15 protein-coding genes, 2 tRNA genes and 2 rRNA genes are annotated in these 25,469 nt (G+C 40.4%); 7 read left to right on the forward strand and 12 right to left on the reverse strand.

The genetic code is table 11. The features are described 5' to 3' along the window. Window positions 1–2: 2 nt before the first annotated feature. Together ubiC and pgi are read right to left on the reverse strand one after the other, a co-directional pair. Entirely contained in the window at window positions 3–512 is a 510-nt protein-coding gene (gene ubiC / locus PMI_RS13570; protein ID WP_004245914.1) for a chorismate lyase, read from the reverse strand. 221 nt (window positions 513–733) lie between these two features. After that, a complete protein-coding gene (pgi, locus tag PMI_RS13575; RefSeq protein WP_004250104.1) occupies window positions 734–2,380 on the reverse strand; it encodes a glucose-6-phosphate isomerase in 1,647 nt (548 codons plus the stop codon). Window positions 2,381–2,644: 264 nt separating this feature from the next. On the opposite strand from pgi, the gene lysC reads away from it, so the two are divergent. Next, window positions 2,645–4,015, forward strand: a complete 1,371-nt coding sequence (gene lysC, locus PMI_RS13580; protein WP_012368493.1) for a lysine-sensitive aspartokinase 3 — start codon at window positions 2,645–2,647, stop codon at window positions 4,013–4,015. 226 nt (window positions 4,016–4,241) lie between these two features. After that, window positions 4,242–4,925, forward strand: coding sequence for a hypothetical protein (locus tag PMI_RS13585; protein WP_012368494.1), 684 nt, complete (start codon window positions 4,242–4,244; stop codon window positions 4,923–4,925). 84 nt (window positions 4,926–5,009) lie between these two features. On the opposite strand, the gene PMI_RS13590 is transcribed toward PMI_RS13585, so the two are convergent. Continuing rightward, window positions 5,010–5,588, reverse strand: a complete 579-nt coding sequence (locus tag PMI_RS13590) for a hypothetical protein (RefSeq protein WP_004249153.1) — start codon at window positions 5,586–5,588, stop codon at window positions 5,010–5,012. 133 nt (window positions 5,589–5,721) lie between these two features. Beyond that, a complete protein-coding gene (metH, locus tag PMI_RS13595; RefSeq protein WP_012368495.1) occupies window positions 5,722–9,393 on the reverse strand; it encodes a methionine synthase in 3,672 nt (1,223 codons plus the stop codon). A 263-nt stretch (window positions 9,394–9,656) separates the two neighbouring features. On the opposite strand from metH, the gene iclR reads away from it, so the two are divergent. From iclR to PMI_RS13610, 3 genes are all read left to right on the forward strand, one after another. Continuing rightward, window positions 9,657–10,493, forward strand: a complete 837-nt coding sequence (gene iclR, locus PMI_RS13600; RefSeq protein ID WP_012368496.1) for a glyoxylate bypass operon transcriptional repressor IclR — start codon at window positions 9,657–9,659, stop codon at window positions 10,491–10,493. Between the two features lie 305 nt (window positions 10,494–10,798). Continuing rightward, window positions 10,799–12,655, forward strand: coding sequence for a phosphogluconate dehydratase (gene edd / locus PMI_RS13605; RefSeq protein WP_004249150.1), 1,857 nt, complete (start codon window positions 10,799–10,801; stop codon window positions 12,653–12,655). A 78-nt stretch (window positions 12,656–12,733) separates the two neighbouring features. Beyond that, window positions 12,734–13,375, forward strand: coding sequence for a bifunctional 4-hydroxy-2-oxoglutarate aldolase/2-dehydro-3-deoxy-phosphogluconate aldolase (locus tag PMI_RS13610; RefSeq protein WP_004245923.1), 642 nt, complete (start codon window positions 12,734–12,736; stop codon window positions 13,373–13,375). Between the two features lie 72 nt (window positions 13,376–13,447). Here PMI_RS13610 and aceK read toward each other — a convergent pair whose 3' ends face one another. The 3 genes from aceK to aceB all read right to left on the reverse strand — a co-directional run bounded on the left by aceK (window position 13,448) and on the right by aceB (window position 18,213). After that, window positions 13,448–15,166: a bifunctional isocitrate dehydrogenase kinase/phosphatase gene (aceK, locus tag PMI_RS13615; RefSeq protein ID WP_012368497.1), complete on the reverse strand. Its 1,719-nt coding sequence runs from the start codon at window positions 15,164–15,166 to the stop codon at window positions 13,448–13,450. A 71-nt stretch (window positions 15,167–15,237) separates the two neighbouring features. Beyond that, window positions 15,238–16,545, reverse strand: a complete 1,308-nt coding sequence (aceA, locus tag PMI_RS13620; protein ID WP_012368498.1) for an isocitrate lyase — start codon at window positions 16,543–16,545, stop codon at window positions 15,238–15,240. A gap of 75 nt (window positions 16,546–16,620) precedes the next feature. Continuing rightward, window positions 16,621–18,213, reverse strand: coding sequence for a malate synthase A (gene aceB, locus PMI_RS13625; protein WP_012368499.1), 1,593 nt, complete (start codon window positions 18,211–18,213; stop codon window positions 16,621–16,623). A gap of 342 nt (window positions 18,214–18,555) precedes the next feature. On the opposite strand from aceB, the gene metA reads away from it, so the two are divergent. Then, window positions 18,556–19,485 (forward strand): homoserine O-acetyltransferase MetA, encoded by a 930-nt coding sequence (metA, locus tag PMI_RS13630; protein WP_004245927.1) that lies wholly within the window; start codon window positions 18,556–18,558, stop codon window positions 19,483–19,485. A 57-nt stretch (window positions 19,486–19,542) separates the two neighbouring features. On the opposite strand, the gene PMI_RS13635 is transcribed toward metA, so the two are convergent. After that, entirely contained in the window at window positions 19,543–20,646 is a 1,104-nt protein-coding gene (locus tag PMI_RS13635) for a glycerol dehydrogenase (RefSeq protein ID WP_004245929.1), read from the reverse strand. Window positions 20,647–21,005: 359 nt separating this feature from the next. Between PMI_RS13635 and idi the strand changes: the two genes are divergently transcribed. Then, complete coding sequence (gene idi, locus PMI_RS13640; RefSeq protein ID WP_012368500.1) at window positions 21,006–21,551, forward strand: isopentenyl-diphosphate Delta-isomerase; 546 nt, start codon at window positions 21,006–21,008, stop codon at window positions 21,549–21,551. 122 nt (window positions 21,552–21,673) lie between these two features. Here the strand turns inward: idi and rrf are convergent. From rrf to PMI_RS13660, 4 genes are all read right to left on the reverse strand, one after another. Next, a 5S ribosomal RNA gene (gene rrf / locus PMI_RS13645) occupies window positions 21,674–21,789 on the reverse strand. 113 nt (window positions 21,790–21,902) lie between these two features. After that, a 23S ribosomal RNA gene (locus PMI_RS13650) occupies window positions 21,903–24,805 on the reverse strand. 336 nt (window positions 24,806–25,141) lie between these two features. After that, window positions 25,142–25,217 (reverse strand) — tRNA-Ala (locus PMI_RS13655). 133 nt (window positions 25,218–25,350) lie between these two features. Further along, window positions 25,351–25,427: transfer RNA gene (locus tag PMI_RS13660), tRNA-Ile, on the reverse strand. Between the last annotated feature and the right edge of the window lie 42 nt (window positions 25,428–25,469).

The raw sequence follows: 25,469 nt of genomic DNA on the forward strand, positions 1-25,469 counted from the left end.
AACTACTGCTTATATACAGGTGATGCAGGCAAAAACACCTCAGTTAATAATAAAGGTTTATCTGAAAGCTGGAAACGGGAACGACGTAACCAATGTCCATTTTGTTGCCCAATATGAATAAAATCACGACTTAAGGTTGTTTCCTGGAACAGATAACGTCCTAATGGCACCGTACGCAAATTCACTAATTGGCGATCTTCACCCGTTAATGTCTCTTCCGGCACTAATGTTCGCCCTAATAACCAAGGTACATTATCCCCACAAAGGACGATTTCTCTTAGCCAATAGCGTCGGCTATAAGGTAAACACTTTTGTTCATCAGCAGGCTCGATATATTCAATAAAACCTTCTTGATATGGCATTACCGTCACTTGATGGCAATGTTGCTCAAAACGTCGTGTCATTGAACCTAATTCCAGCAGCCAACTTAAGGTATTTTCTGCGACTTCTTCACGCTCTTCATCTGATAACCAGTGAATAGGTGCGTGAGTAATTATGGATTTTTTAAACATTCTTTCATCATCACAACTATGATGATCCTAACTTTATAAATCATTATGCACTAAGGATATCATGATGTAGCGATAGGAAGTTAAAAGCTGATAACATTTCGTATAAATAATCTAAAAAAACGTTAAAAGATAATCAGAATTCACTCAAATTGAGAAAAAACAAAGGAGGTCACCATCAACCTCCTTGGTTATAAGCGCTTAATCACACTTAATTTATTCTCTTAACGCCATGCTTTGTAACGATTAATTAAATTATTTGTTGAACTATCATGACTGTTAACACTTTCCTTACCTTTTAACTCTGGCAATATGCGATTAGCTAATTGTTTGCCCAACTCAACGCCCCATTGGTCAAAGGTGAAGATATTGAAAATTACACCTTGTACAAAGATTTTATGTTCATACATCGCAATTAACGCGCCTAATGAATAGGGAGTGATCTCTTTTAAAAGAATGGAGTTGGTGGGACGATTCCCTTCAAACACTTTAAATGGTGCCACATACCCCATGGTTGCAGGATCTTTTCCTGCTGAGGCAAACTCTGCATCGACTTGCTCACGAGTTTTACCAAATGCTAATGCTTCGGTTTGTGCAAAGAAGTTCGACATTAGTTTTGCATGATGATCAGATAATGGATTATGGCTGATCGCTGGTGCAATAAAATCACAAGGGATCAGTTTGGTTCCTTGATGAATTAATTGATAAAACGCATGCTGGCCATTAGTCCCCGGCTCTCCCCAAATAATAGGTCCGGTTTGGTAACTGACTTTGTTTCCATCACGGTCGATATATTTACCATTGGATTCCATATTACCTTGTTGGAAGTAAGCAGCAAAACGGTGCATATATTGATCGTATGGCAGAATCGCTTCAGTTTCGGTACCAAAAAAATTGTTATACCAAATGCCAATAAGCGCCAATATCATCGGAATATTATTTTCAGCTTCAGTGGTTCTAAAGTGATTATCCATAGCATGAGCACCAGACAGTAACTGCTCAAAGTTGTCATAACCAATAGATAATACAATGGATAAACCAATTGCTGACCATAATGAGTAGCGGCCACCAACCCAATCCCAAAACTCAAACATATTTGCGGTATCAATACCAAATTTTTCTACTTCAGCACTATTAGTTGATAACGCAACAAAGTGTTTCGCGACAAAAGCACTCTCTTTAGCCGCAGATAAGAACCAATCTCTTGCAGAGTGTGCATTAGTCATGGTTTCTTGTGTGGTAAAGGTTTTTGAAGCAATCAAGAATAGCGTTGTTTCTGGATCGCATTTTTTCAAGGTTTCTGCAATATGTGTACCATCAACATTAGAAACAAAATGCATGGTCAAGTGGTTTTTATAAGGGCGCAGTGCTTCTGTCACCATATACGGGCCTAAATCAGAACCACCAATACCGATATTGACCACATCAGTAATCGCTTTACCTGTGTAACCTTTCCATTCACCACTAATCACACGCTCACTAAATACTTTCATTTTATGCAATACAGCATTGACTTCTGGCATCACATCTTTGCCATCGACCATAACCGGTGTATTGCTACGGTTGCGTAATGCGGTGTGGAGTACCGCACGATCTTCCGTACAGTTGATTTTTTCACCGCTAAACATGCTCTTTATCGCACCAGCAACATCACACTCTTTAGCCAGAGCCTGTAATTTATCTAATGTTTCTTGGGTGATACGGTTTTTTGAAAAATCGACTAGAATTTGGTCTGAAAACGTTCTTGAAAAGGTGTTAAAGCGTGATGGATCTTGAGAGAACAGTGTTTTCATTTCTGTATCTTTCATCACGGCAAAATGGTCTTCTAATGCCTTCCAAGCTAAGGTATGAGTTGGGTTTACATTTTTCATTCACAATACTCTCTTAAGATTACAATCCGATACTCTCAGATTGTAGCCTGTCATTTAATAGTTACGGTCAATTCTTTCTTATTTGATGATATTCGTCAAAACCATTCAACAAATCTAGTATTAATTACTTACATAGGCAAAACCGATAATCTTTGAGTGATTATTAATTAAATTGATTATCCTTCACTCTTGATTGACTCTTTTGGCAATAACCGATATTCCTAACTGTGTTTAACATCTCACTGGGACTAAAGGAATACAACAATGAAAGATAATACTGCAACACCTTCATCACCTTTTACTATCGCCAAATTTGGTGGCACTAGCGTGGCAAATTTTGCGGCGATGGAAAAGTGTGCAGATATTATCTTAAAACAGAAATCAGTCCGTGTGGTGGTTCTTTCTGCTTCAGCGGGGATCACCAATTTACTTATCGAACTTGCGACAGGTGTTGACGCAACACAACGAGCCGCTTTATTGGCTCAAGTTCGTGATATTGAATACGCCATCATCAATCAACTATCACAAGCAGAAATTATTTCTCAAGAAATAAACCGCTTATTGGACAATATTGAAATGCTGTCAGAAGCGGCAGCCTTGGCAACTTCTGATGCGTTAACCGATGAGTTAGTCAGCCACGGTGAATTGATGTCAACGTTATTGTTTGTTGAACTGTTACGTGAAAAAGGAATAAGTGCAGATTGGTTTGATGTCAGAAAAGTAATGAAAACCAACGATCTGTTTTGTCATGCTGAGCCAGATATGGCGCAATTAACTGAGTTAACACAAAGTTTAATTCAGCCCCGCTTAACAGAAACCGTGATTGTTACCCAAGGTTTTATCGGACAAGAGCCTAAAGGAAAAACCACCACCTTAGGACGTGGCGGAAGTGATTATACTGCGGCACTGATTGGTGAAGCATTAGGGATGTCACGTGTCGATATTTGGACTGATGTACCTGGTATTTATAGCACTGATCCAAGAATAGTCCCACAAGCACATCGTATTGATCATATTGCCTTTGATGAAGCGGCTGAAATGGCAACCTTTGGTGCTAAAATTCTCCATCCCGCAACGTTATTACCTGCAGTGCGTAGTGGCATTCCTGTGTTTGTCGGCTCAAGCAAAGCACCAGAAGAAGGTGGTACATTGGTTTGTGCACAAACTGATAATCCTCCTGTGTTTCGTGCCATTGCACTACGTAGAAACCAGACACTACTTACCCTGCATAGTTTGAAAATGCTTCATGCCCGTGGTTTTTTGGCAGAAATATTTACCATTTTATCACGCCACCATATTTCGGTTGATGTGATAACCACATCAGAAGTCAGTATTGCTTTAACATTGGATACCACAGGTACCACTAGCTCATCAGGCAGTCTGTTAACTAATGCTTTATTAACAGAATTATCCGCATTATGTCGCGTGGAAGTAGAAGAAGATCTGGCATTGGTCGCTATCATTGGTAATTCACTATCGCAAGTAAATGGCTTAGGAAGCCAGATTTTTGGCACTTTAGAGGATTATAATATTAGAATGATAAGTCATGGTGCGAGTACCCATAACTTATGTTTATTAGTGGATGGCAAAGATGCAGATAATATTGTCAGAAAACTACACGACACCTTATTTTAACTTATTACTTAGTAAATATTTATAGAATAAATATAAACAACATAAGATTAAGATATGGAAATAGAATAACAACATTTCAATGACTTTAGAATTTAACATAGGCTTCTTGCAATAAGGAGCCTATGTTATTTATTTTTACAGTAAAAATGACTTATATTTAAAATTATTATATTTAAAAATAATATAGAGTATTTTTAATTTATTTTATCATCTTTAAGAGGGAGTTATGTCTATAAAATTAAGCTATGATATTTGTAAAACTGTCCAATATATGCATGTGAACGTTATAAATAAGAGTAAAAAATTAAAAGAACTACGAAATGAAATAAAATCACTATATAATCTATCACAACCTTTTCAAAATTCATGTGTTAATACTCATACTTTTTATAAACCACAAAATAGCATCACAGCCTCAATAGCAAATATCAATAATAGAATTAATAAAAATCAACACGCACTTACAGGAATAGAATCAAAATTAAAAGAAAAATACAATGATATAAAATCAATTAATGATTTAATTAAAAATAGATATAAATCAGGTTTAGTTACAAATGAGCATGACTATAAAAACATGAAAAATGTTTTAACAAACAATTTTAAAAGTGAAATAAATGATTTAAATCAACAAAAAGAAATACTAAAAATTAGATTAAATGAAAATGAAAATACACTTGCATATTTTAACAATAAATCAGATTTTCTTTCATATCCTAATCAAGAAACTCTCAATTTTTTGTTCTATACTGAAGTTTTCCCCAACAGAATCGAAAGAGAATCAATACCAAAAGAAAAAATCAATATTGATTGTATCAACAATATGATAAACATCCATAAAAAGAGTTTGTTTATCAGTTCAGAGAACAAAGAAAAAATAAACACATATAAAGAATTTTTAAAAAAATAAATATACCTTTCTAACAATATCCAACCCTATTACAGTATTAACGTAAGCGGATGCCTTTCGATAGAAAGATCCGCTTTTTATTTTTTAATAAACTCGATAACCACCATATTTTTTAGCAAATTGATTAAATTTACCAAAATCAATCAACGCGATTTCTAACGAGCGATAGGCAATATGAGACATCTTAGCCACTTGTTCCACAAATACATGGTTATCTTCAAGAAGCTTAGCTGTAAGTGCTGAGGCAATAATCTCACACTCTTTCGGTGTCACAATCCAACCATCATTTGTAGCAAACTTATAAATTGGAATACACCCTTCTTTTTCACTCTCTTTAGCTAACAATGCCTCTTCTTCTTGCATAGCTTGCTTAAATAGTGTGATCTCTTCTTCTAGGGGGGCTGGATGTGTAGGAATATGATGATAAATATAGTCACCAATTTCTTCCATGCGCGCCGGTGTCATTTCAGCCTTAAGCCAAATCTTATCAAACATTTTTTCATCTAATAATGCATCTGTATCCAAATTCCCTGTTAATTGCATCAGATTTAAAAACGCATTAATGATAACTTCATTTAATGGGTAATTTCCTTTGGCTAAAGAAGGAAAAGGAACTTTAGTGCCAACTGTTGGGGTTTGCTGAAGATACAAAGTATAACTCATCATCATGTCCTTTTTTCTGATACAGGCTTACAGCTTATACATCTTTAATGGGAACTGCGAGAGAAAATAACAAGGGGATATGATTATCACCTTGTTATTTATTACATTATTATAATCTTCAGATACCGTTTAATTAAGGCTCATAGCCTAAATTAGGGGCTAACCAACGTTCCACTTCACTTATACTCATACCACGACGTTTGGCGTAATCTTCTACCTGATCTTTTTGAATTTGAGCGACGGCAAAATATTTACTTTCAGGATGACTAAAATACCAACCCGATACCGAAGCCCCCGGCCACATCGCATAAGCATCAGTAAGCTTCATACCAATGCGATTTTCTACATTTAACAGTTGCCAAATTTTTGCTTTTTCTGTGTGCTCTGGGCAAGCTGGATATCCCGGTGCAGGTCGTGTTCCTTGATATTTTTCTCTAATCAACTCGTCATTAGAGAGCGCTTCGTCAGGACTGTAACCCCAAATCTTGGTTCTCACTTGTTGATGCAAATATTCGGCAAAAGCTTCTGCAAGACGATCGGATAGCGCTTTTACCATAATTTTATTGTAATCATCATGAGCATTATCATACCCATTAGCGAGTGCATCTTCTTCTAGACCGCCGGTAACTGCAAAAGCACCAAAATAGTCAGCAAGACCACTATCCACAGGGGCAATAAAGTCTGCTAAGCAATAGTTAGGGTACTCTTTTTTTTCTGTTTGTTGGCGTAAATGACAACAACGTAATAGCTCATGCTGTCGCGTTTCATCTTGGTAAATAATAATGTCATCACCAAGGCGATTAGCAGGGAATAAACCAACGATACCTTTCGGAGTCAGTAATTTTTCACGACTGAGTTTATCCAACATGGCATTCGCATCTGCAAAAACGCGTCTTGCCTCTTCTCCGACAACCTCATCTTCTAATATACGTGGATATTTCCCCGCCAATGACCAAGTCATAAAGAAAGGTGTCCAGTCGATATACTTACGTAAAGTTTCAATATTGGCTGTAACTTGTTGTACCCCTAATTGGTTCGGCTTAGGTGGCGTATAGTGTTGCCAGTCAAGCTGCAATGCATTGGCACGAGCTGTCGCTAAGGAAACGGGAGGCGTACGCGGTTTTTTTCTCGCATACTGCTGACGTACCACTTCATATTCATGGCGTGTTTTAGCGACAAAATCAGCCTTTTGTGTGGCCGATAATAATGCAGCGACCACCCCGACCGTTCTTGACGCATTCTGCACATAAACGGTTGGGTGGCTGTAATTAGGTTCAATTTTTACTGCCGTGTGCGCTTTCGATGTTGTCGCACCACCAATCATTAAAGGAAGAGAAAAACCGCGTCTTTCCATCTCCTTAGCAACATTCACCATCTCATCCAGTGATGGAGTGATCAATCCAGACAATCCAATAATATCAACATTTTCGTCAATGGCTGTTTGCAAGATTTTATCGCAAGGTACCATGACCCCCAGATCGATAATTTCATAGTTATTACATTGCAACACCACTCCGACAATATTTTTGCCAATGTCGTGGACATCTCCCTTTACTGTCGCCAGTAACACTTTTCCTGCCGAGCTGCCTGCTTTTTTTGTCGCTTGAATATAAGGTTCAAGGTAAGCTACGGCCTGTTTCATCACCCGTGCCGATTTTACTACTTGGGGTAAAAACATTTTACCTTCACCAAACAGATCGCCCACTGTGTTCATGCCATTCATTAATGGCCCTTCTATCACTTCGATAGGACTCGAAGCTTGTTGGCGGCACGCTTCGGTATCTTCAATGATAAATTCGGTGATCCCTTTCACTAACGCGTACTCTAGGCGCTTTTCGACCTCCCATTGTCGCCATTGCGCAAGCGTAGAGTGCTGTTCCTCACTTTTAGTACCACGATAACGCTCTGCGAGTGCCAGTAAATTATCAGTACTCTCTGCATGGCGATTTAAAATAACATCCTCTACCGCATTACGTAGTTCATCCGGTAATGAGTCATAAATAGCGAGCTGCCCAGCATTGACAATCCCCATATCCATACCATTTTTTACAGCGTAATAGAGAAAAACGGAGTGGATAGCTTCCCGAACGGGATCATTGCCCCGAAAAGAGAATGACACATTAGAAACACCGCCAGAAATTAAAGCATAAGGCAGTTGAGATTTAATATCCGCACAAACTTCTATAAAATCAACTGCATAATTATTATGTTCAGCAATACCCGTTGCTACAGCAAAAATATTGGGATCAAAAATAATATCTTCTGGTGGAAATCCAGCTTTTTCAGTTAATAGATAATACGCACGCCGACAAATTTTTATTTTTCGCTCTCGAGTATCTGCTTGCCCTATTTCATCAAACGCCATCACGACAACCGCAGCACCATACTTACGAACTAATTTTGCATGCTCAATAAAAAGGGCTTCCCCTTCTTTCATCGAAATCGAATTGACTATTCCCTTACCCTGAATACATTTCAATCCTTCCTCAATGACTTGCCATTTTGACGAATCAATCATAATCGGGACTTTGGCAATATCGGGTTCACCCGCAATAAGATTAAGAAAACGTGTCATTGCTTCTATCGCATCTAACATGCCTTCATCCATATTGATATCGATGATTTGAGCACCGTTTTCAACTTGCTGACGAGCAACATCAAGGGCTTCTTGGTAATTACCTTCTTTTATTAAACGTTTAAATTTAGCCGAACCTGTCACATTCGTTCGTTCCCCCACATTGACGAACAGCGAATTATCATCAATGACCAAAGGCTCAAGACCTGAGAGTCGACAGGCTTTTTTAATGACAGGTAATGTTCTAGGTGCTATGCCATCAACCGCTTGAGCAATAGCCTGAATATGGGCAGGGGTTGTGCCACAACAACCACCGACAATATTAAGAAACCCAGCTTGCGCCCACTCCTTGATTTGTTCCGCCATCTCATTGGCATCTAAATCATATCCGCCAAAGGCATTAGGTAAGCCAGCATTAGGGTGAGCACTGACATAAGTTTCTGATATTTGGGAGAGAGTTTGAATATATTGGCGTAATTCTTTTGGCCCTAGCGCACAATTTAAACCAAATGATAACGCGTCGGCATGACGTAGTGAGTGATAAAAGGCTTCTGTGGTTTGCCCTGTTAATGTTCTACCTGACGCATCAGTGATAGTCCCTGAGATCATCACCGGTAATTCAATATTAAGATTATCAAACTCACATTTAATCGCAAAAATAGCCGCTTTAGCATTTAGGGTGTCAAAAATGGTTTCCACCATAATTAAATCCACCCCTCCTTTAATGAGTCCGCAGATCGCCTCTCGATAAGCCATCACCAATGTATCAAATGAGATATTACGAAACGCGGGATCGTTAACATCCGGAGAAATGGATGCTGTTCTATTGGTTGGCCCTAATACCCCTGCAACATAACGTGGTTTATCTGGCGTTAATGCACTCCATTTATCAGCACAGGCTCTGGCAAGTTTAGCAGCCTCTTCATTCAATTCTGCACATAACCCTTCCATCTGATAATCAGCCATGGCAATAGAGGTTGCATTAAAGGTGTTTGTTTCCACGATATCTGCACCGGCTTCAAAATAAGCATTATGAATTTCAGTAATGATCTGCGGCTGCGTCAAGACTAAAAGGTCATTATTCCCTTTAACATCACATTGCCAATGGGCAAAACGTTCACCTCGGTAATCTTCTTCTGCCAGCTGATATTGCTGGATCATGGTTCCCATTGCGCCATCAAGGACTAAGATACGTTTGGCTAATGCTTGCGTAAGCTGCTGAGTTATCATGGTCACATTGCTTCCTCTACCAAAGAATATTGTGTTGTTGTTATTTTCGTTATATAGCAAGTTCGTTGTTTTTTTATCCTATCATATCTCTTTGCAAAGATTCCTAAGAGGAATATGAGAGATTTTCACCTAACCATAACCCGATAACATCAATATTTGTTTTCATATGCTTTGTTTTGAAAAATATACAGATCAGAGGAGTTTTATTACGTTATATAGGTCATAATAGAGGATAATATGGACAGTATTTCTGGAGTGTAAGTATGACCGTCTTCCCTACCAATAAAAAAGCTCGTAAGCCAAAAACACCCGCAACTCAAAGTACTGCACAAGGTGGCCCCGTTCAGTCATTAAGCCGTGGCTTAACATTATTGGAATATATTTCCGAATCTCCAGGCGGTATTGCTTTAACTGATTTAGCTTTTCAAGCAGGACTACCCAATTCCACTACTCACCGCTTACTTACTACTTTGCAACAACATGGTTTTGTACGCCAAGTAGGTGATTTAGGTTTATGGGTAGTGGGCACTCATGCCTTTATTGTCGGTAGTAGCTTTCTGCAAACCCGTAACCTACTGGTTATGGTGCACCCTATATTGCGTCAATTAATGGAAGATTCTGGTGAAACCGTTAATTTGGCTATTCTTGATCAAGTTGAATTTGATGCGGTGATTGTCGACCAAGTACAATGTAATGCATTAATGAGAATGTCTGCCCCAATTGGCGGCAAGTTGCCAATGCATGCATCTGGTGCAGGTAAAGCATTTCTATCCACTTTACCGGAAAATAAGTTACTCCCCCTTTTACAGAAAAAAGGTCTGATGGCCTATACCCCTTATACCAAAACCTTACCTTCCGCATTAAAAGAGAATTTAGAACAAGCTCGTAAACAAGGTTTCTCTTTTGATGATGAAGAGCATGCATTAGGTTTACGTTGTATTGGCGCTTGTATCTATGATGAACACCACCAGCCTTTTGCCGCTATTTCACTCTCTGGCCCCGTATCTAGAATGACAGATTCACGCATTACGGAATTAGGTGCACTGGTGATAAAAGCGGCTAAGCAGATCAGCCGTGAATATGGTGGTGTAAAAAGTTAACCCAGCTAGGCCTTTCTATTTATTTATGTACAAATTAGGAAGGCTTCTCCTTAAATAAAACGATTCAGCTTATGCAAAAATCGTTTTTTTTCATTTTTAGCCGTTAAATATTAAAAAACTGTTACTTATCATCTTAAAAAATTGATATCGATCACAGATGTTGTTTAAGCTTGGTTTAAGAGTATTGCAACTGAGCTTGTTACCCGTAACAATGTTACCGGTAACAAGTTATTGCTAAGCGCTTATATTTTTTCTTATAGCAATAAGTAATGCCGTCACCCTGTGTGAATAAAGGAAGCACTATTATGAACCCGAAAAATCATGACCAGTTTCAGAACAACTTCGCCGCATTAAACGAAACCGTACAACAAGTGACTGAACGTATTGTTGCTCGCTCACAAATAACTCGTCGCGCTTATCTGAAAAAAATTGAAGCTGCTAAAAGCCAAACCGTACACCGTGCCCAGTTAGCTTGCGGTAATTTGGCTCATGGTTTTGCCGCCTGTCAAAGTGAAGATAAAAATTTACTTAAGAATATGGTTCATAATGATATCGCCATCATTACTGCGTATAACGATATGTTATCCGCTCATAAACCTTATGAAGATTATCCACAAAAAATTAAAGCGGCATTGCATACTGTTGGTGCTGTAGGTCAAGTCGCTGGTGGTGTGCCTGCGATGTGTGATGGTGTGACACAAGGGCAAGATGGAATGGAGCTATCACTGCTAAGTCGCGATGTTATTGCCATGTCTGCAGCTGTAGGGTTATCTCATAATATGTTTGATGGCGCCCTTTATTTAGGGATCTGCGATAAAATCGTTCCAGGGCTTACTATGGCAGCACTGTCATTCGGTCATCTGCCTGCAATTTTTGTCCCTGCAGGTCCAATGACCAGTGGTTTACCCAATAAAGAAAAGGTGCGTATTCGCCAACTGTATGCAGAAGGCAAGGTCGATCGTAATGCTTTATTAGAAGCAGAAGCAGCCTCTTACCATAGTATGGGAACTTGTACTTTTTATGGTACAGCAAACTCCAATCAAATGGTGATGGAGGCAATGGGCTTACATTTACCTGGCTCCTCTTTTGTTCACCCAGATACTCCATTACGTGAAGCATTAACAGAAGCGGCAGCAAAACAAATTGTACGCTTAACAGAAAACTCGGGGAATTATTTACCTATTGGTCAATTAGTTGACGAAAAGGTGATTGTTAACGGTATTATTGTGCTGTTAGCCACAGGTGGCTCAACAAATCTCACCATGCATTTAGTGGCAATGGCACGGGCGGCGGGCATTATGATTAATTGGGATGATTTTTCTCAATTATCACAAGTTGTGCCATTAATTGCTCGTATTTATCCTAATGGTCCGGCAGATATTAACCAATTCCAAGCGGCAGGTGGTCTTGCTCTTATTATTCGTGAATTACTGAAAAAAGGCTTAATTCATCGCGATGTCAATACGGTGGCAGGATTTGGTATTGAACGCTATACCTTAGAGCCGTGGCTAAATGAAGGTAAACTTGATTGGCGTGAAGGTGCAATACAATCTTTAGATAAAGATGTGATTGCCGATATCAATACGCCATTCTCTTCACACGGCGGAACACAGGTGATGGAAGGTAATTTAGGTCGAGCAGTGATGAAAACGTCGGCGGTGCCTGATGAAAATAAAATTATTGAAGCACCTGCTGTTGTGTTTAATAGCCAACATGATATTGCCGCTAAATTTAGCGCCGGTGAATTGAATAAAGATTGTGTAGTCGTTGTGCGTTATCAAGGTCCCCAAGCCAATGGGATGCCAGAATTACATAAACTCATGCCTCCTTTAGGGGTATTGATGGATAAAGGCTATAAAGTGGCATTAGTCACAGATGGCCGTCTTTCTGGTGCATCAGGTAAAGTTCCTGCCGCTATTCATGTAACACCAGAGGCGGTAAACGGTGGACTATTAGCAAAAGTACAAGATGGTGACATTATTCGTGTTAATGGCAAAACAGGTGAATTAACACTCTTAGTTGATGAACAAACCTTAGAAGCTCGCCAAACCGAAATACCTGATCTCAGCGCAAACAATAGCGGTTGCGGTCGTGAGTTGTTCGTTAATTTACGTCGCCATTTATCAGGTGCTGAACAAGGTGCTTGCTGTATTGATTTTTAATACATAAAGTTTTCATTGCCTAATGAGGAGCAAGCCTATTTATTTGCTCTTCATTATTTCTGATTAGGAAAGATAAAGATGAATCATTGGAATACAAGTGCAGAGTCTGTACTAAAATCAGGGCCCGTTGTTCCTGTTATTGTTATTAATCATATTGAAGAAGCTGTACCTGTCGCAAAAGCGTTAGTCGCCGGTGGCGTAAAAGTTTTAGAAGTGACACTACGTACAGACTGCGCTATTGAAGCTATTCGTCGTATTGCTAAAGAAGTACCAGAAGCCATTGTTGGTGCAGGGACAGTGATCAACCCTCAACAATTAGCCCAAGTCACAGAAGCGGGTGCACAATTTGCCATTAGCCCAGGCTTAACCGATGCGCTATTAAAAGCTGCGGTAGCAGGCTCTATTCCTCTTATCCCTGGTATCTCGACTGTTTCTGAATTAATGCTCGGTATGAGTTACGGTTTAAATGAATTTAAGTTTTTCCCAGCAGAAGCTAATGGTGGCGTTAAAGCATTAAAAGCAATTGCAGGGCCATTCTCACAAGTACGTTTCTGCCCAACTGGCGGTATTTCGCCTGAAAACTACCGTAACTACCTTGCACTGGAAAGTGTACTTTGTATCGGTGGCTCTTGGTTAGTTCCAAGTGATGCCGTGAAAGCAGGAGATTATCAACGTATTACTGAGCTAGCAAAAGAAGCTGTTGCTGGCGCTCAACATTAATTTAATGCTTTAATTATTACCCAATAAAGATAGGTATATCATTCGATTATCTATCTTTATTACTCTGTTTTATTAACAGATATCGTTATCAATAAAACGTTTACTTTGTGGATAGGCGTAAACATCTTCAATATACCCTTGTTTAATTCTTTGCTGCTGTTGTTGCCAGTATTCAGGTGAAAGAAGATCACGATGTTGAGCTTCAAAATAATGACATACTTGCTTATCACAACATAAAAAGTAACGAAACTCTTCAGGAAAAACATCATTTTCAGCAACGCTATACCAAGGCTCACTGGCCAGTTCATCTTCAGGATAGCGAGAGGGAGGAATAGCACGGAAATTCATATCTGTCATATAACTTATTTCATCATAATCATAAAAAATAACTCGATGATGACGTGTCACGCCAAAATTCTTAAATAACATATCACCAGGAAAAATATTTGCGGCAATCAACTCTTTAAGTGCTTGGCCATAATCTTCAACCACGGCTTTTAACTGTTTATCGTCACACTGCTCCATATAGATATTAAGTGGCGTCATACGGCGTTCCATATACAGATGGCTGATCAGTAACTTATCACCTAGATCTTCTAATTTGTTGGGGATCTCCTGTTCTAAGATCGCCATTAAGTCGTTACTGATCCGCTTTTTATCAATAACAAAGTTCTCAAACTCTTGCGTATCCGCCATTCTCCCAACACGATCATGCTCTTTCACCAAGCGATAGCACTCTTTGACACGCTCTGCAGTCATTGTTTTTTGTGGCGCAAACCTATCTTTGATCACTTTAAACACTCTATCGTAAGTAGGCAGTGTGAAAACGAGCATCACCATTCCTTTTACCCCCGGAGCTTCAATAAATTGTTCCGATGAAAAATTCATAAAAGCAAGGTATTCACGGTAATATTCAGTTTTGCCATGTTTCTGACAACCAATCGACATATAGAGCTCAGCAATAGACTTTTCAGGGAGAATATCCCGTAACCATGTTACTAATGCCGCGGGAAATGGCGCATAAACCATAAAATAAGAACGAGCAAAGCCAAATACAATACTGGCTTCATCTGTTGTCGTTAAACAGGTATCAATAACTAAGTGCTGTTCAATATTATGAATAGGTAATAACAGGGGAATGAATTGATTATTTATCGCTATCTTACCAATCATCCATGCCGCTTTATTACGGTAAAATAGCTCATTAGCAATGTGAAATACCGCATTTTGTAATTCCTCATGGCTAAATTGCGCATAGAGCGTTTGGCAAATAAATTGAATATCTCGCGATTTATTTTGCCACGGTAAACGCAAAGGTAGGCGCGATAAAATATCTTGCAATAATGCGGGTAAATCACTTTGTATAACAAACGTTCTTGATAAAGGGCGAGGGGCTTGCGCAAAACGATACGCAGGTTGTGATGAAAAAACGAATAAGTTTTTTTTATTAAGCTCTCGATGATGAAATAGACGACAATAGACTGAATTAAAAAAACTTTCAGCAATTTCAAAACGGGGATAGTTAGGTAATAATTGTGTGTATCGCTCTTTGACTTTTTGTAAGAAAACACTTTCTTTATCAATATCATGTCGGATACATCTAAGTTGTTCCACAACTAATCCAACATGATTATCGTATAAGCGGATGCGCTCTTTCATCGCCAATTGAATACCATGCCAATCTGCTTGCTCAAAACGATATTGAGCACCTGACGTTATCTCAAGAAAACGCCCATATTGTGCATCAAAGCCTTGTAAGATCGTTTGAGCGACTAAGTCTTCAGCTGTCATCAACTGACCTCATGAAAAAGAGGAGCATCCTGCTCCTGAATTATCACCACAAAAGTGCATCACAGTAAGGACTAGAATTGTTGCTCTTCAGTAGAGCCAGTTAATGCCGTAACAGATGACATACCACCTTGAATAATCGTCGTCACTTTATCAAAATAGCCGGTGCCCACTTCTTGTTGATGAGATGAGAAGGTGTAGCCTTTCGATAGTGCAGCAAATTCTTTTTCTTGTACCTTTTCAACATAGTGTTTCATACCTTCACCTTTAGCGTAATCATGCGCTAAATCGAACATATTGAACCACATACTATGAATACCCGCTAAAGTGATAAACTGGAATTTATACCCCATCGCAGAAAGCTCATCTTGGAAATGGGCGATCGTGCTATCGTCAAGATTCTTTTTCCAGTTAAAAGATGGAGAGCAATTATACGCTAACATTTTACCGGGATATTTATCATGGATCGCTTCGGCAAATTTAGCCGCCATTTTCAGATCTGGCGTGGAAGTCTCACACCAGACCAAATCGGCATAAGGGGCATAAGCAAGCCCTCGACTAATGGCTTGCTCAATTCCTGCATGAGTACAGAAAAAACCTTCAGCGGTACGCTCACCAGTTAAAAATGAACTATCGTAAGGATCGCAATCTGAAGTTAAGAGATCGGCCGCATCCGCATCAGTTCTGGCAACCAATAAGGTAGGAACATCCGAAACATCTGCCGCTAAACGTGCTGCCACCAGCTTTTGCACAGCCTCTTGCGTAGGTACTAAGACTTTTCCGCCCATATGACCGCATTTTTTCACTGCGGCTAACTGATCTTCAAAGTGAACGCCTGCTGCACCCGCCTCAATCATTGCTTTCATTAATTCAAATGCGTTAAGTACACCACCAAAACCCGCTTCTGCATCAGCAACAATAGGAAGGAAAAAATCAATATAATCTTTATGCTGAGGGCCGATACCATTTGACCACTGAATTTGATCAGCTCGTCTAAACGTATTATTAATACGCTGAACAACATTGGGTACAGAGTCCACCGGGTATAAAGATTGATCAGGGTACATACTGGCAGCAGTATTCGCATCAGCCGCCACTTGCCAACCAGATAGATAAATGGCTTCTAATCCCGCTTTAGCTTGCTGTAATGCTTGCCCTCCTGTTAAAGCACCTAATGCATTGACATATCCCTTCTTCGACTTACCATTTAATGATGACCAAAGCCGTTGCGCACCACGTCTTGCTAAGGTATGTTCAGGGTTAACGGAACCTCGTAATTTAATGACATCTTCTGCGCTATAAGGACGTTTGATCCCTTTCCAGCGAGGTTGTTCCCACTCTTTTTCTAATTGGGCAATCTGCTCTGATCTACTCATAGACATAAAATAACTCCTATAAATCTGGTAGTGATGATGTTTTATATTTGCAGTTTATAAATACGTTATGACGTATCTTTTTTAATTTAAAAGTTGATAACCCGGTAAAGTCAGAAAATCGACTAATTCATCTTGGGTAGTAATGTTATCCATTAAGGTCGCTGCTTCTTTAAAACGACCTTGCTCAAAGCGGGTATCACCCACTTCTTGGCGAATTACCTCCAGCTCTTCTTTCAACATGTTGCGAAAAAGCGCTTTTGTTACAATCTGTCCATCCGATAATGGTTTTTGATGACGGATCCATTGCCAAATAGAGGTTCGAGATATCTCTGCCGTGGCGGCATCTTCCATTAGCCCATAAATAGGCACACAACCATTACCTGAGATCCACGCTTCAATATATTGCACAGCAACACGGATATTCGCTCTCATTCCTGTTGCTGTTCTTTCACCTTCACAAGGGGCCAATAACATTTCTGCGGTGATCTTTTCATGACGTTGTACATCAAGTTGGTTTGCTCGCTCTCCTAATACCGCATCAAACGCAGATAACACCGTTTCGGCTAATCCAGGGTGAGCTATCCAAGTACCATCATGACCATTAGTTGCTTCAAGCTCTTTATCCTCAAATACCTTTTGTAAAATGACACCATTTTGCTCCGCAGAGCGACTGGGGATAAAAGCAGACATTCCTCCCATCGCAAATGCACCACGTTTATGACAAGTTTGAATAAGTAGTCGGGAATAAGCACTTAAGAAAGGTTGAGTCATAGTAATACCCTGTCTATCCGGTAACACACGATCAGGGTAATTCTTCAACGTTTTGATATAGCTAAAGATATAATCCCAACGTCCACAATTAAGGCCCACAATATGCTCTTTCATATGGAATAAGATCTCTTCCATTTGAAATACCGCAGGTAAAGTTTCAATTAATACTGTGGCTTTAATAGTTCCGCTGGCTAAACCGAAGCGTTTTTCAGTGAAATGAAAAACATCACTCCACCATTTTGCCTCTTGCCAAGTTTGTAATTTAGGAATGTAAAAATAAGGCCCGCTGCCCTTTGCCTGTAATGTTTTATAGTTATGGTAAAAATATAAGGCAAAATCAAACAAGCACCCAGGAATAGGTTTTCCCTGCCATAGCACATGCTTCTCTGGCAAGTGTAATCCCCTGACTCGAGCAATTAACACCGCAGGCGATGCTTTTAGTTGATAGCACTTACCTTGTTCATTGGTGTAGGAAATTGTTCCTTTGACAGCATCACGTAAATTAATTTGGCCATCAATAACCTTATCCCATGTCGGGGCAAGTGAATCCTCAAAATCTGCCATAAATACTTTTACATTAGCATTTAATGCATTGATCACCATTTTACGATCTACGGGGCCTGTAATTTCGACCCGACGATCTTGCAAGTCTTTAGGAATTGGATTCACTTTCCATTCTGAGTTTATAATGGAATCTGATTCTGAAATAAAATCAGGAAGCATTCCATTATCCACTTTTTGTTTCCAAATTTCTCTTTCTGCTAATAAGGTGTCACGACGTTCTGAAAACTGACTGACCAAATTAGTCAAAAATGACTCAACATCATGATTTAATATCTCTTTTTCAGCTATCCCAAAAGGTTTTGTGAAGCTTAATGCTTCTGTAGTTAATGATTGTGACATTCTGCATTCCCCTAAAATCTTTTACACACCTGATTAAGATTAATGCAGTTTTTACAAAAATCAAAAATGAATTCCATTTTTATTTAAACATTTTTTAACAATGTGATTACACCAATGTTTTTTGGCTGAATAAAAATGGCTATTTCAAAAATAACTCGAGTGATCTTGGTTTGTTGAATGATTAAACAAACTAAGATCATGCGAAGATCACATAAAGCTCGGCTTATAACATTTACTTATATGAATATTCTTCATATACAGCATCTACACCTCGACTTTTAGATCTGAATTGGCTAAATTCAGGCTTCTAGATGTCTAGATGTTTTTTTAGAGGTTATTGAGATGCCAATCAGAGTACCAGACGAACTACCCGCAGTGAGTTGTTTACGCAATGAGAATGTCTTTGTCATGACATCAAGTAGAGCGAGTATTCAAGATATTCGTCCTTTAAAAGTACTGTTACTCAATCTGATGCCCAAAAAAATAGAAACAGAAAATCAATTTCTACGATTGCTCTCTAATAGTCCATTACAAATTGATATCCAATTATTGCGTATTGATTCTCGTGTTCCCAAAAATACACCTGTTGAGCATCTTGATACTTTTTATTGTGATTTTGCCCAAATTAAAGAACAGAATTTTGATGGCTTGATTGTAACGGGAGCACCATTAGGTTTAGTTGAATTTGAAGATGTGGCTTATTGGGAGGAAATAAAAGAAATCATTACATGGGCAAAAGAGCATGTTACTTCAACACTTTTTATTTGCTGGGCCGCTCAAGCGGGCCTAAATATTTTATATGACTTACCTAAATATACCTTAAAACAAAAAATTTCTGGGGTATATCGTCATACAACATGTGATCCTTTCGCGTTACTGACTCGTGGGTTTGATGAAACATTCTTTGCCCCTCATTCACGTTATGCTGGTTTTCCTGTTGAGTTTATTCAACAAAATACAGATTTAGAAATATTAGCAACATCAGAGCAAGCAGGGGCTTACCTATTCGCATCTAAAGATAAACGTGTTGTCTTTGCCACAGGTCACCCAGAATACGATCCCAATACATTAGCTGACGAATATCATCGTGATGTTAAAGCTGGATTAGCACCACAACTACCTGAAAATTATTTTCCCGATAATAATCCTAATAAAAAACCTCTTGTATCTTGGCGTAGTCATGGCCATTTACTCTTTGCAAATTGGCTAAATTATTATGTTTATCAAATTACACCATTTGATCTGGCACAGATGAACCCAACTTTAGATTAAAATAAAACCCCAAATTCAATTTATTTGGGGTTTTATATTCAAAAAAAATACTTGAGATTATTTATAGCGATGCGCTAATGCATTCGCTGCAATCATTGCGTTGTAGACATCTTCTTCAGTCACTTTCATAGGCATATTGCCCATGGTATCACCTTCTGCACAAGCAATTTTCGCTACATTACGCCATTCACTTTCAATAAACTCTTTCATTCCCATATCTTCAAGCGTTAATGGCAATTCAGCCGCTTTGATAATACGAATAACTTCATCAATTTCTTCTTGTGGCGCATTTTCTAACACTAATTGTGTTAATAATCCAAATACCACTTTTTCACCATGTTGCACATGATGTAAGGAAGCAACTGCAGACATACCATTATTGACCGCATGAGCGGCTGCTAAACCACCTGCTTCAGCCCCCACACCACTTAAATAAATAGTCGCTTCAATAGTTTGCTCTAAAGCTTGTGTGGTAATTTTATGGCGCACAGCATCCATTGCTTTATCAATATTTTCACTCAATATTTCAAAACACAATTGTGCTAGACCTAAACCTGTACGTGATGGACGTTGATTAACTAAATTAAGTCCATCAGCTTGATAGCAAGCACGTGCTTCAAAATAAGTGGCTAAAGCATCACCGACACCTGCAGAGAAGAAGCGTTGTGGTGCAGAAGCAATAATCGCGGTATCCGCAATCACCATATCAGGGTTCTGAGGTAAAAATAAGTATTTATCAAATTCACCATTTTCTTTATAAAGAACAGAAAGAGCCGTACAAGGCGCATCTGTAGAAGCAATCGTTGGGAATAAAATAACAGGGAGGTGATGATAATAAGCAACCGCTTTAGATACGTCTAATGTTTTACCGCCACCGATACCGATAATAACATTCGCTTTATTTTCAACAACAATTTTACCCAAGCGATCCACTTCAGCTTCTGTACATTCGTAATTAAATTTTTCAACGAAACCAGATAGCCCATTTTCTTTAATTGACGACAAAGCTTCTTTATTTACTTTTTCTAGGAAAAATTCATCGCTGATAATAAAAGCATTATCTCCGAAATCTTTCATATAATTACCAACAGAAGCAAGTAATTGACTACCAATAAAGAATTTTTTAGGGGATGTTACAGAGCGAGGTAATATAGAAGACATAACTAAATTCCTTTATTTAGATTTTGCTACAGTAAGTAGCAGAATTAACATTTATCTTACCCCTCATCAGAATTCGAATCTAGTAAACTCTGTAATAGATATTATCAATATATTCTATTTAGTTTAAAGAAAACAACATGTTAATAAAATAATAAATTTTATAGAATGGCAAGATAGCTTATCGTAAAGAAGATAATTTCCCTTAAAACTTCAATTAAACCTAGAAAACTAAACAACTATATTATGATGTTATCAGTAGCGTTACCCACTAATACCATTAAAGGAACAACACAATTAACCATTATTTGATATACATGCATGGTATATTCGCGTTATAACTCTCTTTTATTTTTACCAAGGTGATTTTTGTGAAAGACGCCGTGATCCTCGTTGATAAAAATGACAATGAGCTAGGAACCATGCCCAAGCTGGAGGCACATATTGCTGGTGCCTTACATAGAGCCTTTTCATTATTTATTTTCAATTCTAAGCAACAAATGTTGATCCAGCAACGAGCACTGACTAAATATCACTCTGGTGGTCTATGGGCGAATACTTGTTGTAGCCATCCTTTACCCAATGAACCTCTATCACAAGCAATACATCGGCGTTTAAATGAAGAATTAGGTATGCAGTGTGATATGCAACCTATTGGTACGATTTTATATAATGAGAAAGTCACGGATGATCTTATTGAGCATGAGTTTGATCATCTTTTTTTAGGCTTTAGTGATAAAACACCACAGTGTCATCCCGATGAAGTTATGGATCATCGTTGGATTTCATTAAACGAGCTTTATCATGATGTAGAAAAACATCCTGAAAACTATAGTGCATGGTTCTGCCATATATTAATGGCTCTTGGTATAGAGCAGTTTACTCGATGGAGTAAAAATATTACTTAGTTGCTCTCTTATTGAAATTGATACTTAACTATAAAAAAGTGTTAGCATGACTCAAGGTAAAATACGATCTTCTAAACGCAAAAAAGCCAACCCATTGGGTTGGCTTTCTCGTCTTATTTAATGCTTGGCAGTTCCCTACTCTCACATGGGGAGACCCCACACTACCATCGGCGCTACGGCGTTTCACTTCTGAGTTCGGCATGGGATCAGGTGGGACCACCGCGCTATGGCCGCCAAGCAAATTCTGTTTTAATCACTCGCTTCTTTCCTTTCGGTAAGTCGCCAGTAATTCAATCTTAAACAAGCTGACTTTATCGTTTCGTCTCTCTGACAAAACACTTTCGGTGTTGTCAGGTTAAGCCTCACGGTTCATTAGTACTGGTTAGCTCAACGTATCGCTACGCTTACACACCCAGCCTATCAACGTCTTAGTCTTAAACGTTCCTTTAGGTCACTTAAAGTGACAGGGAAGACTCATCTCGAGGCAAGTTTCCCGCTTAGATGCTTTCAGCGGTTATCTCTTCCGCACTTAGCTACCGGGCAATGCCATTGGCATGACAACCCGAACACCAGTGGTGCGTTCACTCCGGTCCTCTCGTACTAGGAGCAACCCCTCTCAATCTTCCAACGCCCACGGCAGATAGGGACCGAACTGTCTCACGACGTTCTAAACCCAGCTCGCGTACCACTTTAAATGGCGAACAGCCATACCCTTGGGACCTACTTCAGCCCCAGGATGTGATGAGCCGACATCGAGGTGCCAAACACCGCCGTCGATATGAACTCTTGGGCGGTATCAGCCTGTTATCCCCGGAGTACCTTTTATCCGTTGAGCGATGGCCCTTCCATTCAGAACCACCGGATCACTAAGACCTACTTTCGTACCTGCTCGAGCCGTCACTCTCGCAGTCAAGCTGGCTTATGCCTTTGCACTAACCGCATGATGTCCGACCATGCTTAGCCAACCTTCGTGCTCCTCCGTTACTCTTTAGGAGGAGACCGCCCCAGTCAAACTACCCACCAGACACGGTCCCCGACCCAGTTTATGGGCCTAGGTTAGAACATCAAACGTTAAAGGGTGGTATTTCAAGGTTGGCTCCATGCAGACTGGCGTCCACACTTCAAAGCCTCCCACCTATCCTACACATCAAGGCTCAATGTTCAGTGTCAAGCTATAGTAAAGGTTCACGGGGTCTTTCCGTCTTGCCGCGGGTACACTGCATCTTCACAGCGAGTTCAATTTCACTGAGTCTCGGGTGGAGACAGCCTGGCCATCATTACGCCATTCGTGCAGGTCGGAACTTACCCGACAAGGAATTTCGCTACCTTAGGACCGTTATAGTTACGGCCGCCGTTTACTGGGGCTTCGATCAGGAGCTTCGCCTTGCGGCTGACCCCATCAATTAACCTTCCAGCACCGGGCAGGCGTCACACCGTATACGTCCACTTTCGTGTTTGCACAGTGCTGTGTTTTTAATAAACAGTTGCAGCCAGCTGGTATCTTCGACTGGCTTCAGCGCCGTCCGCGAGGGACTTTACCTACCGCCAGCGTGCCTTCTCCCGAAGTTACGGCACCATTTTGCCTAGTTCCTTCACCCGAGTTCTCTCAAGCGCCTGAGTATTCTCTACCTGACCACCTGTGTCGGTTTGGGGTACGATTGTTGGTAACCTGAAGCTTAGAGGCTTTTCCTGGAAGCGGGGCATCAATTGCTTCACCACCTTAGTGGTTCGTCATCACATCTCAGCATTAAGTGACCGGATTTGCCTAATCACTCTGCCTACCTGCTTGAACCGGGACGACCGTCGCCCGGACAACCTAGCCTTCTCCGTTCCCCCATCGCAGTTACCACCAGTACGGGAATATTAACCCGTTTCCCATCGACTACGCTTTTCAGCCTCGCCTTAGGGGTCGACTCACCCTGCCCCGATTAACGTTGGACAGGAACCCTTGGTCTTCCGGCGTGCGGGTTTTTCACCCGCATTATCGTTACTTATGTCAGCATTCGCACTTCTGATACCTCCAGCATACCTCACAGTACACCTTCGCAGGCTTACAGAACGCTCCCCTACCCAACAACACTATGTGTCGCTGCCGCAGCTTCGGTGCATGGTTTAGCCCCGTTACATCTTCCGCGCGGGCCGACTCGACCAGTGAGCTATTACGCTTTCTTTAAATGATGGCTGCTTCTAAGCCAACATCCTGGCTGTCTGAGCCTTCCCACTTCGTTTCCCACTTAACCATGACTTTGGGACCTTAGCTGGCGGTCTGGGTTGTTTCCCTCTTCACGACGGACGTTAGCACCCGCCGTGTGTCTCCCGTGATAACATTCTTCGGTATTCGCAGTTTGCATCGAGTTGGTAAGTCGGGATGACCCCCTAGTCGAAACAGTGCTCTACCCCCGAAGATGAGTTCACGAGGCGCTACCTAAATAGCTTTCGGGGAGAACCAGCTATCTCCCGGTTTGATTGGCCTTTCACCCCCATCCACAAGTCATCCGCTAATTTTTCAACATTAGTCGGTTCGGTCCTCCAGTTAGTGTTACCCAACCTTCAACCTGCCCATGGATAGATCACCGGGTTTCGGGTCTATACCCTGCAACTCATTCGCCCAGTTAAGACTCGGTTTCCCTACGGCTCCCCTATGCGGTTAACCTTGCTACAGAATATAAGTCGCTGACCCATTATACAAAAGGTACGCAGTCACCCCATAAAGAGGCTCCTACTGCTTGTACGTACACGGTTTCAGGTTCTTTTTCACTCCCCTCGCCGGGGTTCTTTTCGCCTTTCCCTCACGGTACTGGTTCACTATCGGTCAATCAGGAGTATTTAGCCTTGGAGGATGGTCCCCCCATATTCAGACAGGATAACACGTGTCCCGCCCTACTCGTCGAGTTCACAATAACAGCATCTTCAGATACGGGGCTATCACCCTTTACTGCCGGACTTTCCAGACCGTTCTCCTGACACTGCTATTGATTAAGACTCTGGGCTGCTCCCCGTTCGCTCGCCGCTACTAGGGGAATCTCGGTTGATTTCTTTTCCTCGGGGTACTGAGATGTTTCAGTTCTCCCGGTTCGCCTCATTAACCTATGGATTCAGTTAATGATAGTATCCATTGGATACTGGGTTTCCCCATTCGGATATCGTCGGGTATAACGGTTCATATCACCTTACCGACGCTTTTCGCAGATTAGCACGTCCTTCATCGCCTCTGATTGCCTAGGCATCCACCGTGTACGCTTATTCGCTTAACCTCACAACCCGAAAGTGTCTCTTTCAAAGACTATCTGGGTGGTGATGGCTGCGCAGATTACATTTCTTCGTTGGGCAGTGCTCGCAATGCTCACATACTTAAGTATGCTGCGCTTGCTGTGCGCTGTCCGCCTCGAACTGTAAATTGCTCGCTCATCCCACTTTGATGTCAAAACACATTCAAAGTTTGAGATTTTGAGAGACTCATCAATATACCTCGGTGATATATTGATTTGTTTTCAATTTTTCAGCTTGTTCCAGATTGTTAAAGAGCATAATAATTCGCAGTATACTATTCCTAATATACTCTGAATCATTGTTTTATATCCAAGAGATTATGGTGGAGCTAAGCGGGATCGAACCGCTGACCTCCTGCGTGCAAGGCAGGCGCTCTCCCAGCTGAGCTATAGCCCCATAATGTTTTAATACCCGTATAACCACTCCTTTTTCTTCTTATAATAAGAAGCTTTTTCTTTAGGCAAGGCGTGGAGTAACGAAGTTTACTTAATGTAAACGAGTTGCTTCACAACACAGCATAAAGGAAAAGTGGTAGGCCTGAGTGGACTTGAACCACCGACCTCACCCTTATCAGGGGTGCGCTCTAACCACCTGAGCTACAAGCCTATACCGGTATCTCTGCTCGTTCTTCATCAGACAATCTGTGTG

It is taken from the genome of Proteus mirabilis HI4320 (assembly GCF_000069965.1).
In the GTDB taxonomy this organism is placed as follows: Bacteria; Pseudomonadota; Gammaproteobacteria; order Enterobacterales; family Enterobacteriaceae; genus Proteus; species Proteus mirabilis.